The 13608-nt window shown below is 70.0% G+C and carries 10 protein-coding genes; 5 read left to right on the top strand and 5 right to left on the bottom strand.

What is annotated here, in order from left to right:
- Positions 1-11: 11 nt before the first annotated feature.
- The 3 genes from ACYVLT_RS18400 to ACYVLT_RS18390 all read left to right on the top strand — a co-directional run bounded on the left by ACYVLT_RS18400 (position 12) and on the right by ACYVLT_RS18390 (position 5921).
- Entirely contained in the window at positions 12-1178 is a 1167-nt protein-coding gene (locus ACYVLT_RS18400; RefSeq protein ID WP_461121407.1) for an ABC transporter ATP-binding protein, read from the top strand.
- Positions 1178-2050, top strand: coding sequence for an ABC-2 transporter permease (locus tag ACYVLT_RS18395; RefSeq protein WP_461122248.1), 873 nt, complete (start codon positions 1178-1180; stop codon positions 2048-2050). Before ACYVLT_RS18400 ends, ACYVLT_RS18395 begins: the two co-directional genes overlap by 1 nt.
- A 94-nt stretch (positions 2051-2144) precedes the next feature.
- A complete protein-coding gene (locus tag ACYVLT_RS18390) occupies positions 2145-5921 on the top strand; it encodes an ABC transporter ATP-binding protein (RefSeq protein WP_461121406.1) in 3777 nt (1258 codons plus the stop codon).
- A 216-nt stretch (positions 5922-6137) separates the two neighbouring features.
- Here the strand turns inward: ACYVLT_RS18390 and ACYVLT_RS18385 are convergent, their stop codons facing one another.
- Together ACYVLT_RS18385 and ACYVLT_RS18380 are read right to left on the bottom strand one after the other, a co-directional pair.
- Complete coding sequence (locus tag ACYVLT_RS18385) at positions 6138-6623, bottom strand: SRPBCC family protein (protein ID WP_461121405.1); 486 nt, start codon at positions 6621-6623, stop codon at positions 6138-6140.
- The gene (locus ACYVLT_RS18380) at positions 6620-7021 is read right to left on the bottom strand and encodes an ArsR/SmtB family transcription factor (RefSeq protein WP_461121404.1); all 402 of its coding nucleotides are present in this window, start codon (positions 7019-7021) and stop codon (positions 6620-6622) included. The genes ACYVLT_RS18385 and ACYVLT_RS18380 overlap by 4 nt, the downstream gene beginning before the upstream one ends.
- 359 nt (positions 7022-7380) lie before the next feature.
- On the opposite strand from ACYVLT_RS18380, the gene ACYVLT_RS18375 reads away from it, so the two are divergent.
- Together ACYVLT_RS18375 and ACYVLT_RS18370 are read left to right on the top strand one after the other, a co-directional pair.
- Positions 7381-11097 (top strand): multifunctional oxoglutarate decarboxylase/oxoglutarate dehydrogenase thiamine pyrophosphate-binding subunit/dihydrolipoyllysine-residue succinyltransferase subunit, encoded by a 3717-nt coding sequence (locus tag ACYVLT_RS18375; protein WP_461121403.1) that lies wholly within the window; start codon positions 7381-7383, stop codon positions 11095-11097.
- A gap of 73 nt (positions 11098-11170) precedes the next feature.
- Positions 11171-11350, top strand: a complete 180-nt coding sequence (locus ACYVLT_RS18370) for a DUF6104 family protein (RefSeq protein ID WP_360452419.1) — start codon at positions 11171-11173, stop codon at positions 11348-11350.
- A 37-nt stretch (positions 11351-11387) separates the two neighbouring features.
- Here the strand turns inward: ACYVLT_RS18370 and ACYVLT_RS18365 are convergent, their stop codons facing one another.
- The 3 genes from ACYVLT_RS18365 to ACYVLT_RS18355 all read right to left on the bottom strand — a co-directional run bounded on the left by ACYVLT_RS18365 (position 11388) and on the right by ACYVLT_RS18355 (position 13466).
- Positions 11388-11939 carry a PIN domain-containing protein gene (locus tag ACYVLT_RS18365; RefSeq protein WP_461121402.1) on the bottom strand — a complete coding sequence of 184 codons (552 nt, stop codon included), beginning with the start codon at positions 11937-11939 and terminating at the stop codon, positions 11388-11390.
- Positions 11940-12404, bottom strand: a complete 465-nt coding sequence (locus ACYVLT_RS18360) for a helix-turn-helix domain-containing protein (protein WP_461121401.1) — start codon at positions 12402-12404, stop codon at positions 11940-11942.
- Between the two features lie 69 nt (positions 12405-12473).
- Positions 12474-13466, bottom strand: coding sequence for an aldo/keto reductase (locus ACYVLT_RS18355; protein ID WP_461121400.1), 993 nt, complete (start codon positions 13464-13466; stop codon positions 12474-12476).
- Between the last annotated feature and the right edge of the window lie 142 nt (positions 13467-13608).

The raw sequence follows: 13608 nt of genomic DNA, 5'->3' as shown, positions 1-13608 counted from the left end.
GGGAGGGACGCGTGCACGACGGCACTGGCCGCATCGTGGTGCAGAACTTGACCAAGCAGTTCGGTCCGGTCGCAGCGGTGCAGAATCTCAGCTTCACGGTGGAACCCGGTTCGGTGACCGGTTTCCTCGGCCCCAACGGGGCGGGCAAGACGACGACGCTGCGCATGCTGCTCGGCCTGGTGACCCCGACCGCGGGCACCGGACTGATCAACGGCAGGCCGTTCAGCCACCTCGGCAACCCGGCGCGGGTGGTCGGCGCGGTGCTGGAGGCGCAGGGGTTCCACCCCAAGCGCACGGCGCGCAACCACCTGCTGGTCTACGCGGCCGCGATCGGCGTGCCGGACTCGCGCGCCGACCAGGTGCTCCAGCTCGTCGGCCTCGGCGCGGCGGGCGATCGCAAGGCGGGCGGGTTCTCGCTGGGCATGAAGCAGCGGTTGGCGCTGGCCACCGCGCTGCTGGGCGACCCGCAGATCCTGGTGCTCGACGAGCCGGCCAACGGGCTGGACCCGGAGGGCATCGCGTGGCTGCGGACGTTCCTGCAGTCCTACGCCCGCGGCGGGCGGACCGTGCTGATCTCCAGCCACCTGCTGGCCGAGGTCGAGCAGACCGTCGACCAGGTGGTCATCATCAGCCGCGGCCAGACGATGTACCACGGGCCGCTGGACCACCTGCGCGACCAGCAGCAGGCCAGGGTGCTCGTGCAGCCGTCCGACACGGGCGCGCTGGTCGCGGCGCTGCGCGAGGACGGCGTCGGCGCGATCGAGCAGCTGCCGGACGGCCGCATCGCGGTCAGCGGGGTGACCGCCAAGCAGGTCGCCGACATCGCGTTGAAGGCGGGCGTGTCGATCTACGGCATCCAGGAGGAGAAGGCCGACCTGGAGCGGCTGTTCTTCCAGCTCACCAACGGCCAGTACGCGGCGCCGGGCCAGTACGCGCAGCCGGTCGCCTACCAGCAGCCGGGCTACCAGCAGCCCTACCAGCAGCAGCCCGGCTACCAGACCCCGCCGCAGCCGTTCCAGCAGCAGCCGTACCAGCAGCAACCGCCGGCCGGCTACCCGCAGCAGTACCAACAGCCCCCGCAGGGCTACCAACCACCACCGCCGGGATCCCAGCCGCCGCCGCAGGACAACCCGTACGGTCCACAACAGGGTCAGGGCGGCCTGGGGGGCGGCGCGTGATGGGCAACCTGATCAAGTCGGAGTTCCGCAAGACCACCACCACGGGCCTGTGGTGGGGTCTGATGATCCCGACCGTGCTGCTGGCGTTCGGCTGGGCCCTGGGCACCGGCGCCATCTTCAAGACCGTCACGGACTTCATGAGCAGCTCCGAGGCCGAGGAGCTGACCACGCTGCTCGGCGTCGACGCGTCGCAGTGGCAGATGTCGGTGTTCGGGATCGCGCGCAGCATCAACGTGGCCACGATCTTCCCGATGATCTTCGGCGGCCTGGCGATCGCGAACGAGATCAACCGCAAGACGATCACCACCACGTTCCTCACCGCGCCGAACCGGGTCTCCGCGCTGACCGCGAAGATGATCGTCTACGTCCTGTGGGGCGCGATCTTCGGCATCGTGATCGTGGCGTCGGTGAGCATCGGCATCGCGATCACCTCGGACTCCGGCTCGCTGCCGGACGCCGGGGGGTGGCTCGCGCTGGCCGGTGTCGGCGTCCTGTCGTCGATCCTGATGACCATGTTCGGCGTCGGGGTCGGCGCGCTGATGACCAGCGTCGTGGGCACCACCGTGGTGCTGCTGCTCTACATGCTGATCGTGGAGAACGGCATCCAGCTGGTGCTGGCGTCACAGGGCCTGCCGGAGATCATCGGCTTCCTGCCCAACGGCGCGGTCAACGGCCTGACCGGCTCGGTGGCGTCGTCGCTGTTCGTGGCGAACGCGGGCGTGGTGCCGGAGGACCTGGTGGAGGGGCTGCGGGCCATCGGTGGCGCGCTGGGCGCGTTCGACTGGTGGTTGAGCGGCCTGATCTTCCTGGTGTGGACGGCCTTGTTCTTCCTCGGTGGCTGGGCCGCCACCCAGCGCAAGGACATCACCTGATCCAGTGATCTTGCACGCCTGACGAAGGCCGCCCCGAAGGTTCGGGGCGGCCTTCGTCACACCAGCCGGGGCAAAACTGTCGGTGACCCGACCTATGTTGGATCCCGTGACCCCTACCGACGGCTGGATCCGCAGGCTCGCCCGGGCGTGCTGGCAGCACCGCGCGCTCGTGGTGCTGTCGGTGCTGTCCGCCGTCGTGGGCGTCGGCCTCCAGGCCGTCGGCCCGCTGCTGATCAAGGTCGCGGTGGACGACGCCATGGCCGGCCGCACGGACCGCCTCACCTGGCTCGCGATCGTGCTGGTCGGGCTGGAGCTGCTGACCTTCGGCACGGCGTTCGTGCGCCGGTTCCTCGGCGGTCGGCTGGCCGTGGACGTGCAGCACGACCTGCGGCAGGCGGTGTTCGGCGCGGTGCAGCGGCTGGACGGGCCGAAGCAGGACGCGTTGCGCACCGGGCAGGTGGTGTCCCGCTCGATCACCGACCTCCAGCTGGTCAACAGCCTGCTGTCGATGACGCCGCTGGCGTTCGGCACGGTCGTGTTCGCGGTGGCGGCCATGGCGGCGATGTTCTGGCTGTCGCCGCTGCTGACCGTGATCGCGCTGGTGATCGTGCCCGCCGTCGGGGTGGTGGCCGCCCGCAGCAGGCTGACGCTGTTCCCGGCCACCTGGTCGGCGCAACAACGCGCGGCCGACGTGGCGCAGCACGTCGAGGAGACCGTCACCGGCGTGCGCGTGGTCAAGGGCTTCGGCCAGGAGGCGCGCGAGGTCGCCCGCCTGGAGACCCGGGCGAAGCACCTGTTCGCCGAGCGGATGCGCGCGGCCCGCCTGACCGCCCGCCCGTCGGCGACGCTGAACTCCCTGCCCTACCTCGGCCAGGTGGCCGTCCTGGCGCTGGGCGGGTGGATGGCCCTGCGCGGCGAGGTCACCCTCGGCACGTTCCTGGCGTTCGCGACCTACGTGGCCACCCTGGTCGGCCCGACGCGGCTGCTGGCGAGCCTGATGGTGACCGCCCAGCTGGCCCGCGCGGGCGTGGAGCGGGTGTACGAGCTGATCGACTCGCAGCCCTCGGTCGTGGAGGGCGACCGCGACGTGCCGGCCGGCCCGGTGGCCGTGGAGCTGCGTGACGTGACGTTCGGGTACACGCGCAGCGAGCCGGTGCTGTCCGGCGTGTCCCTGCGGGTGGAACCGGGCGAGACCCTCGCGGTCGTCGGCACCGCGGGCTCGGGCAAGTCCACCGTCTCGCTCCTGCTCCCCAGGTTCTACGACGTCCACGAGGGCGCGGTCCGCGTGGGCGGCGTGGACGTCCGCGACCTGCGCCTGACCTCACTGCGCCAGACCGTCGGCACCGTGTTCGAGGAGGCGTTCCTCTTCTCCGACACCGTCCGCGCGAACATCGCCTACGGCCTGCCGGACGCCTCCGACGACCAGGTCCGAGCGGCGGCGCGGGCCGCCGAGGCGCACGAGTTCATCGAAGCCCTGCCCCGCGGCTACGACACCGTCGTGGGCGAGCGGGGCCTCACGCTCTCCGGTGGTCAACGCCAACGCGTGGCCCTGGCCCGCGCCCTGCTCTCCGACCCCCGCGTGCTGGTCCTGGACGACGCGACCTCCGCCGTGGACAACGCCACCGAGGCCGCCATCCACCGCACCCTGGCCGCCGTGACCGCCGAGCGCACCACCCTCCTGATCGCGCACCGCAGGTCGTCCCTCACCCTCGCCGACCGCATCGCCGTGCTCGACGCGGGCCGGGTCGTGGACATCGGCACGGACGCCGAACTGCGACAACGCTGCCGCCTCTACCGCGAGCTCCTGGCCGGCCCCGGTGAGGCGATCGAACAGGTCGACCCCCGTGCCGACGCCCGACTGGAACCGGGCCCGGACGGCACCACCCCCGACCTCTGGCCCGCGTCCGACGAGGACGAACTGGTCGTGCGCGCGGCCAACCGCGCCGTGGACGCCGCCAAGGGCACCCGAGGAGGCGGCAGCACGTCGGCACTGGTGGGCGGCACCCCGCCGACCCCGGACCTGATGGCCCGCGTCCACGCCCTGCCGCCCGCGCGCGACGTGCCGACCCTGGACGGCGAGGACCCACGCGCCCCCGACCCGGGCTTCCGCCTCCGCACCCTGCTCCGCCCGGTCCGCTGGGCGATGCTGGGCGTGGCCGGCCTGCTGCTGATCGACACCGCACTGGCCGTCACCTCGCCGAACCTCGTCCGCTTGGGCATCGACAAGGGCGTGGTCGGCGGCCAGGTCGGCTGGCTGTGGACGGCCGTGGCGATCAGCTTCGCCCTGGTCCTGCTGGGCTGGGCGGCCGCGGCCGCGGGCACCGTGGTGACCTCCAGGCTCGGCGAGCGCCTGCTCTACCTGTTGCGCGTGCGCAGTTACGCCCACCTGCAACGACTGGGGCTGGACTACTACGAGCGCGAGATGGCCGGCCGGATCATGACCCGGATGACCACCGACGTGGACGCCCTGTCGAGCTTCCTCCAGACGGGCCTGACCACGTTCGCGATCAGCGTGCTGACGGTGGTCGGCATCGCCGTCGCCCTGGTGGCCACCGACCCGGGCTTGGCCCTGGTGGCGCTGGCCGTCCTGCCGATCCTCCTCATCGCGACGGTGATCTTCCAACGCCTCTCCTCCGCCGCGTACGCGGAGGCGCGCGAACGCGTCAGCGCGGTCAACGCCGATCTCCAGGAGAACGTCTCGGGCCTGCGCGTCTCCCAGGCGTACACGCGGGAGGCGCGTTCGGCCGAGGCGTTCGCCGAACGCAGCGACGCCTACCGCCGCTCCCGCATCAGGGCGCAGCGGTACATCGCCACCTACTTCCCGTTCCTGTCGCTGCTCTCGGGCGTGGCGCAGGCCGGGATCCTGGTGGTCGGCGCGTACCGCGTGGCGGACGGCACCCTGTCCCCGGGCGTGCTCCTCGCGTTCGTCCTCTACCTCGGCCTGTTCTTCTCGCCGCTGTACCAGCTGTCCGGCGTCTTCGACGGCTACCAGCAGGCCAGGGTGGGCCTGAGCCGCATCGGCGACCTGCTGCGCACCCCGACCACGGTCCCCCCGGCCGCGAACCCCGTGCCCGTGCCCCACCTGCGCGGCGAGGTGGAGCTGCGCAACGTGACCTTCACTTACCAGGGCACCACGCGCCCGGCGGTCGAGGACATCTCGCTGCGCGTCGCACCCGGCGAAACCGTCGCCTTCGTGGGCGCGACCGGCGCGGGCAAGTCCACCCTCGTCAAGCTTGTGGCGAGGTTCTACGACGCCACCGAGGGCACGGTCCTGATCGACGGCGTCGACATCCGCGACTACGACCTGTCGGCCCTGCGCCGACACCTCGGCATCGTCCCCCAGGAAGCCCACCTCTTCGGCGGCGACATCGCCGAGAACGTCGCCTACGGCAACCCCGACGCCACCCGCGCCGACATCGAACGAGCCGTCCGCGCCGTGGGCGCGCTCCCCGTCGTCGCCTCCCTGCCCAACGCGTTCCACCAACAGGTGGGCGAACGCGGCCAGGGCCTCTCCGCGGGCCAACGCCAACTGGTCGCCCTGGCCCGCGCCGAACTGGTCCAGCCGACGATCCTGCTCCTGGACGAGGCCACCGCCGCCCTGGACCCCGCCACCGAATCCGCCGTCCTGGCCGCGAGCGACCACCTGTCCGGCTCCAGGACCACCTTCGTCGTCGCCCACCGCCTCGCCACCGCCGCCCGCGCCGACCGAATCGTCGTCCTGTCCGAGGGCCGAATCGTCGAACAGGGCACCCACACCGACCTGCTAGCCGCCAACCACCACTACGCCCGCCTCTGGTCCCACGGCCAAGACCACCGCGACCCAACCACCACCCCCGACACCCTCAACCTGACCTCAGCCCACACGCCCTAACCAGCCCCAACCGCCCCACAACGGCCCCGGAACGAGCGCACCGAGGCTCGATTTGACATGGGTTCGGGTGCCATAGGCTGGACGAAGCCGGGCAGGCTTGGCGGACGCTTTTCCCGCCAGGCCTGCCCGGCTTTGGCCTGCCTGGGGTGCCCGTAAGGGCCCCATGTCAAATCGAGCCGGACCCAACCACTCACACCCCGCCGGACCTGTAGCGACTCACTCGTTCGACAGCAGCTCGTCCAGCTGCTCGTACCCCTCCACCACCCCGGTCTCCATCCCGCTGGCCATCGCCGCGTCCCGCCCCTCCGTCGTCTCGAACACGCTGATCCCGTGCAGCCGCGTCCGCCCGCCCCCGAGGTCCTCGAACGTCAACGTCTCCAGGCAAACCCCATCCGGGAAGCCCTCGAACGTGAACGTCTGCACGATCCGCTCCCCCTCCCGCACCTCGTGGAACGAACCGTAGAACCGGTACTCCTCGTCACCGCGGCTGTGCACGTACCGGTACGCCCCGCCGGTCGACGCGTCCCACCGGTCCACCTTCATGGTCACCGAACGCGGCCCCAGCCACTTCACCACCAGCTCGGGGTCGACGTGCGCCCGGAACACCGCAGCGACCGGCGCGTCGAACTCCCGGATGATGTGGATGGTCGGCAGGGTCGGGTCGGCGCTGATCGTGGTCTCCGGGTGCGTGGTCGTGCTCATGATGCTTCTCCTTCGACTCTGGCTCTGATCTCTTCGGTGCCTTCGAGGCTGCCTTCAAGGGCGCTTTCGGCCGCGCCTCCGGCCGCCATCTCGGCGAGCACGGCGTCCAGCCGCTGGTAGCGCTGCTCCGCCTCCCGCCGGTAGCGCTCGATCCACTTCGTCATCAGGTCGAACACCTCCGCCTCGAGGTGGACGGGCCGCCGCTGCGCCTGCTTGCTGCGGCTGACGAGCCCGGCGTCCTCAAGCACCTTGAGGTGCTTCGACACGGCCTGCACGGTCACGGAGTACGGCCCGGCCAGCTCGTTCACGGTCGCATCGCCCACCGCCAACCGCGCCACCATGTCCCGCCGGATCGGGTCGGCCAGGGCCGAGAAGACCCGCGACAACTGGTCGTCCACCGCCACCTCCTTACTCAACCTCTCGGTTGAACACAACCATAGAACCCACACCCCACCATGTCAACCAGAAGGTTGAACAACCAGCTCAGCACCTCAGATTCAGCCCGCTGAACACCTCACAACCCCACCCCGCCCACGGTGCGCACAACTACTCCGAGTTGCAGCACCACGAGCCGCGTGACGGGCTTAACCTCAAGTGGTGCTCAAGCACCCCTAACAAGACCCGACCCCTGAACGATTCTGTGAGGGAACACTCCCGGCCCTGCCCCTCCTGTGTGTGAACTGCACCAGACGGGGGACTAGCCTGACCATGAGTGAGTCATTACCAAGAGCGAGATGGATAGAGGCGAGCGCCAGCCGTGTCCAGCAGCAGTCCTGCTTCTCAGTTCGGCCCCAATGAGTGGCTGGTCGAGGAGATGTACGAGCAGTTCCTCGCCGACCCGTCGTCGGTAGACCCGGCCTGGCACGACTTCTTCGCCGACTACAAGTCGACGCAGCGGTCGGGCAACGGGGCCGCGACGGCCGCGGAGAACGGCACCACGACCGCCACCAAGCCCGCTCCGGCCCAGACCGCGCCCGCGGCAGAGCCCGCAGCCGCGCAGACAGCAGCGACGGCAGCGAAGGCAGGCACCGCCGCGCCCACGCAGCAGCCGAAGAGCGCGGCGCCGGCCCAGAAGCCGACGACCAAGCCCGCACCCGCGCAGGCCGCCAAGGCCGCACCGGTGCAGCCGACCCGGGGCGAAGAGCAGAAGCAGCTGCGCGGCGCCGCCGCCGCCATCGCGAAGAACATGGAGCTCTCGCTCACCGTTCCGACCGCGACGAGCGTGCGCGCCGTGCCCGCCAAGCTGCTGGCCGACAACCGCATCGTGATCAACAACCACCTCAAGCGCACCCGCGGTGGGAAGGTCTCCTTCACCCACCTGATCGGCTACGCGGTGGTGCGGGCGCTCAAGGCGTACCCGAACATGAACCGGCACTTCGCCGAGGTCGACGGCAAGCCGTTCGTGGTCACGCCCGAGCACGTGAACTTCGGCCTGGCCATCGACCTGCCCGGCAAGGACGGCTCCCGCACGCTGGTCGTGGCCTCGATCAAGGGCTGCGAGAACATGACGTTCACGCAGTTCTGGCAGGCGTACGAGGACCTGATCCGCAAGGCGCGGACGGGCTCGCTCACCGCCGAGGACTTCGCCGGCACCACCCTCTCGCTGACCAACCCGGGCACCATCGGCACCAACCACTCGGTGCCGCGCCTGCAGGCGGGCCAGGGCACGATCATCGGCGTCGGCGCGATGGAGTACCCGGCGCACTTCCAGGGCACCAGCGAGCAGGCCCTGACCGACATGGGCGTCAGCAAGGTCATCACGCTGACCTCCACCTACGACCACCGCGTGATCCAGGGCGCGGAGTCGGGCGAGTTCCTGCGCCGCATCCACCAGCTGCTGCTGGGCGAGGACGGCTTCTACGACGACGTGTTCACGTCGCTGCGGCTGCCGTACGAGCCGATCCGCTGGGTCGCCGACATCCCCGAGGGCGCGGTCGACAAGACCGCCCGCGTCATCGAGCTGATCGACGCGTTCCGCACCCGCGGCCACCTGATGGCCGACACGGACCCGCTGAACTACCGCCAGCGCAGCCACCGCGACCTCGACGTGCTGTCGCACGGCCTGACCCTGTGGGACCTGGACCGGGAGTTCCCGGTCGGCGGGTTCGCGGGCCAGGAGCGGATGCGGCTGCGCGACATCCTGGGCGTGCTGCGCAACTCGTACTGCCGCACCGTCGGCGTCGAGTACATGCACATCCTCGACCCGGAGGAGCGCCTCTGGATCCAGGAGCGCGTCGAGGTGCCGCACGAGAAGCCGCCGGCCACCGTGCAGAAGTACATCCTGTCGAAGCTCAACGCCGCCGAGGCGTTCGAGACCTTCCTCCAGACGAAGTACGTCGGCCAGAAGCGGTTCTCGCTCGAAGGCGGCGAGACGGTCATCCCGCTGCTCGACGCCGTGCTGGACAAGGCCGCCGAGCACGAGATCGACGAGGTCGTCATCGGCATGCCGCACCGCGGCCGGCTGAACGTGCTGGCCAACATCGTCGGCAAGCCGATCTCGCAGATCTTCCGCGAGTTCGAGGGCAACCTCGACCCGGGTCAGGCGCACGGCTCCGGTGACGTGAAGTACCACCTGGGCGCCGAGGGCAAGTACTTCCGGATGTTCGGCGACGGCGAGACGAAGGTGTCGCTGACCGCGAACCCGTCGCACCTGGAGGCCGTGGACCCGGTGCTGGAGGGCATCGTCCGGGCCAAGCAGGACATGCTCGACAAGGGCGGCGAGGGCTTCACCGTGCTGCCGGTCGCGCTGCACGGCGACGCCGCGTTCGCGGGCCAGGGCGTGGTCGCCGAGACGCTGAACCTGGCGCTGGTGCGCGGCTACCGCACCGGCGGCACGGTGCACGTCGTGGTGAACAACCAGGTCGGCTTCACCACCGCGCCCGAGCACTCGCGCTCGTCGAAGTACTCGACCGACGTGGCGAAGATGATCGGCGCGCCGGTGTTCCACGTCAACGGCGACGACCCGGAGGCGTGCTACTGGGTCGCCAAGCTCGCGGTGGAGTACCGGCAGGCGTTCAACAAGGACGTCGTGATCGACATGGTCTGCTACCGCCGCCGCGGCCACAACGAGGGCGACGACCCCTCGATGACGCAGCCGGCGATGTACGACGTGATCGACACCAAGCGCTCGGTGCGCAAGACCTACACCGAGTCCCTGATCGGCCGCGGCGACATCTCCGTCGAAGAGGCCGAGAAGGCGTTGCAGGACTTCTCCTCGCAGCTGGAGCACGTGTTCAACGAGGTCCGGGAGCTGGAGAAGCACCCGATCAAGACCTCGCCGTCGATCGAGGAGGAGCAGCAGGTCCCGACCAAGCTGCCCACCGGGGTCGACCGGTCGATCATCGAGAAGATCGCCGACGCGCACGTGGACCTGCCCGAGGGCTTCACCCCGCACCCGCGGGTCAAGCCGGTGCTGGAGCGGCGCGCCAAGATGGCCCGCGAGGGCGGCATCGACTGGGCGTTCGCCGAGCTGCTGGCGTTCGGGTCGCTGGTGATGGAGGGCCGCACGGTCCGCCTGGCGGGCCAGGACTCGCGGCGCGGCACGTTCGTGCAGCGGCACGCCACGCTGGTGGACCGCAAGAGGTCCGAGGAGTACACCCCGCTGCAGAACCTGGCCGAGGGCCAGGGCAAGTTCATGGTGTACGACTCGGTGCTGTCGGAGTTCGCGGCGCTGGGCTTCGAGTACGGCTACTCGGTGGCCAACCCGGACGCGCTGGTGCTGTGGGAGGCGCAGTTCGGCGACTTCGTCAACGGCGCGCAGCCGATCATCGACGAGTTCATCTCGTCCGGTGAGGCGAAGTGGGGGCAGGTCTCCGACGTCGTGCTGCTGCTGCCGCACGGCCACGAGGGCCAGGGCCCGGACCACACGTCCGGCCGGATCGAGCGGTTCCTCCAGCTGTGCGCGGAGGGCTCGATGACGATCGCGGTGCCGTCGACGCCGGCGAACTACTTCCACCTGCTGCGGCGGCACGCGCTGGACGGCGTGAACCGGCCGCTGGTGGTGTTCACGCCGAAGTCGATGCTGCGCTTGAAGACCGCGGTCAGCCCGGTCGAGGCGTTCGTGGAGGACCGCTTCCAGTCGGTGATCGACGACCCGACCGGTCTCGACACGGGTGCGGTGCGCAAGGTCCTGCTGTGCAGCGGCAAGATCTACTACGAGCTGCTGGCCGAGCAGGAGAAGCGGGGTGTCAAGGACACCGCCGTGGTGCGCGTCGAGCAGCTGTACCCGGTGCCCGCGCGCAAGCTGACCGAGGCGCTGGACCGGTACCCGAACGCCACCGAGGTCCGCTGGGTCCAAGAGGAGCCGGCGAACCAGGGCGCGTGGCCGTTCTTCGGTCTGGCGCTGCCCGAGCTGCTGCCGGAGAGGTTCGCCGTGAAGCGCGTCTCGCGGCGCCCGATGGCCGCGCCGTCGGCGGGTTCGTCCAAGGTGCACGAGGTCGAGCAGCGCGAGTTGATCGCGAAGGCGTTCGAGTAGGACCTGATCGTCCGCGCCGAGCCGTCGAGACCTCCGGGTCTCGACGGCTCGGCCGTTCTCGTTGGAGGAGATCGTGTACTTCACCGACCGCGGCATCGAGGAACTGGAGACCCGCCGGGGTGAGGAGGAGGTGACCTTCGCCTGGCTGGCCGACAAGCTGCGTGCGTTCGTCGACGCCAACCCCGACTTCGAGACCGCCGTCGAACGCCTGGCCACCTACCTGGCCCGCGACGACGAGGACCTCGAAGACTGACACCGGGCCGGGAACCAGCCGCCACCCCGACCGACACTCACCCGAGCCGCAGCGCGGCGGCCGACTCGATGAGGCCGGAACGCTCCAGTTGGCCGAGCACGTCGTCGATCGTCTCCGGTGGGTTGACGCGCTCGTCGACGATCTGCTGGACGCACGAGTACACGACGCGGTCGTTGATGCCGATCAGGTCGAGCACGAAGTCGTCCGGGCTCTTGGCCTCGATGTGCCACTGCCGGAGGTAGTCGGCCGGGAAGTCGGGCAGGTTGGCCGTCACGATCACCTGCGCACCGGTCCTGATCGCCGCGGCGAGCACGTGCCGGTCGTCCGGGTCCGGCAGCACCAGGCTGTCGATGAGGGACTCGTACCCCTCGACGAGGCAGTCGGCCACGGAACCGTTGATCAGTTCACGCAGCCGCCGCCGCTTCTCCTCCGGGATCCCCCGCTTACGCGCGAAGCTCCGGTCGACCTCGTCGAGGATCTGCTCGGTCCACTTGGCCTGCACCAACCTTGCGCGTGCCACTCGGATGAGCAGGTTGCGCACGGTGTTGCCGTACAAGGCGCAGGCGTCGTACACCACGACGAAGGCCATTCAGTCCGTTCCCAACTCCTGGTCCAACCGCGTCAACTCGTCCACCACCTGCTTGCGGGCGAGGTCGTCGCGACGCATGTAGTCCATCAGCGCGTCGAACCGAACGCGCCGGTGCCTGCCCACGAGCCGGTGTTCGATCTCGCCCCGTTCGAGGAGGCCGATCAGGTAGGGACGTGAGACGTTCAGCAGTTCCGCTGCCTGCTGGGTGGTCAGCTCGGCGTTGACCGGCATGATCTGGACGCCTTGGCCGTTCGCCATCGCGGCAAGGATGTGCGCGAACAGCTCGACCGCCGGACGTGGCAGGACGAGCGCCTCCCCTGGCCCGCCCTCGACCAGGATCTCCAACTCATCGGCCACTGCGCCGGCGCACGCCAGGTAGTCCTTCACCCGGCGCAACGCGCGGGCGGCGACGTCGGCGTCGACCACGCCGGGCGCCACCTTCGCACCTTCCGCTTTCGTCGCCATGCGAATCACCTCTATCCGAAGTATCCGCAACAGTCGAAGCAAACGCAACGGGTAAGACGGCGGATCCCACTACCAGGCGTACGCCTCCGGTGCGGGGTTGCTGCCGTTCGGGCCGGGGGCGGGGAAGAGGTGGTCCAGCTTGGTCAGGGTGTCGGCGTTCAGGGCGATCTCCGTCGAGCGGAGGGAGCCGTCGAGTTGCTCCAGCGTGCGGGGGCCGATGATCGGGGCCGTCACGCCCTCCTGGTGCAGCAGCCAGGCCACGCCGACGTGCGCCGGGTCCTCGCCCAGGTCGGCGGCGAGCTTCTCGTAGCCCTCGATGGCGTCACGGTGCTTCTCCAGCATCTCCAGGCCACGACCCGCCGTGCCGCGTGAGCCGCCGCCCTCGCGTTGCTTGCGCAGCACACCGCCCAGCACCCCGCCACCCAGCGGCGACCACGGGATCACGCCGACGCCGTAGTGCCGCGCGGCGGGCAGGACTTCCAGCTCCGCGAACCGGTTCACCAGGTTGTAGATCGACTGCTCGCTGACCAACCCCAGGAAGTGCCGGCTCCGCGCCGCCTCCTGCGCCTGCGCGATGTGCCACCCGGCGAAGTTGGACGACCCGAAGTAGAGCACCTTCCCCTGCTGCCGCAGCACGGAGAAGGCCTCCCAGATCTCGTCCCACGGCGTGTTCCGGTCCACGTGGTGCATCTGGAACAGGTCGATGTAGTCGGTCTGCAACCGCTGCAACGACGCGTCCGCCGCCCGCCGGATGTGCAGCGCGGACAGCCGACCCTCGTTCGGCCAGTCCCCCATGTCCCCGTACAGCTTCGTGGCGAGCACGGTCTTCTCCCGCCGCCCACCGCCCTGGGCGAACCAGCGGCCGATGATCTTCTCGGTGACGCCCTCGCCCCGCTGCCACCCGTAGACGTCGGCGGTGTCGAAGAAGTTGATGCCGTGCTCGTGCGCCCGGTCCATGATCGAGTGGCTGTCGGCCTCCGACGTCTCCGGGCCGAAGTTCATCGTGCCGAGGCACAAGCGGGACACGGACAGGCCGGAACGGCCGAGCTGGGTGTACTCCATGGCACCAGCCTGCCGGATACCGATCGCCCGGACCACCCACCGGCCGGCATGAGGGCCGGCAAAAGGCGCATTCGCGCGAAAACACCCTCCACCAAGGACATCGCGGTGGTTAAGATCCGCGCGAACCTGCTCCGGCAGGCGT

The sequence above is a fragment of the Saccharothrix stipae genome (genome assembly GCF_054781895.1).
Note: the sequence above shows the minus strand (reverse complement) of the source record. Positions and strands in the feature narration are given on the sequence as shown.

Bases quoted from the DNA above. Each gene is read 5' to 3' on its own strand.
- ACYVLT_RS18395 (WP_461122248.1), top strand. From the start codon at position 1,178: ATGGGCAACCTGATCAAGTCGGAGTTCCGCAAGACCACCACCACGGGC.
- ACYVLT_RS18390 (WP_461121406.1), top strand. From the start codon at position 2,145: ATGTTGGATCCCGTGACCCCTACCGACGGCTGGATCCGCAGGCTCGCC.
- ACYVLT_RS18385 (WP_461121405.1), bottom strand. From the start codon at position 6,623: ATGAGCACGACCACGCACCCGGAGACCACGATCAGCGCCGACCCGACC.
- ACYVLT_RS18365 (WP_461121402.1), bottom strand. From the start codon at position 11,939: ATGGCCTTCGTCGTGGTGTACGACGCCTGCGCCTTGTACGGCAACACC.
- ACYVLT_RS18360 (WP_461121401.1), bottom strand. From the start codon at position 12,404: ATGGCGACGAAAGCGGAAGGTGCGAAGGTGGCGCCCGGCGTGGTCGAC.
- ACYVLT_RS18355 (WP_461121400.1), bottom strand. From the start codon at position 13,466: ATGGAGTACACCCAGCTCGGCCGTTCCGGCCTGTCCGTGTCCCGCTTG.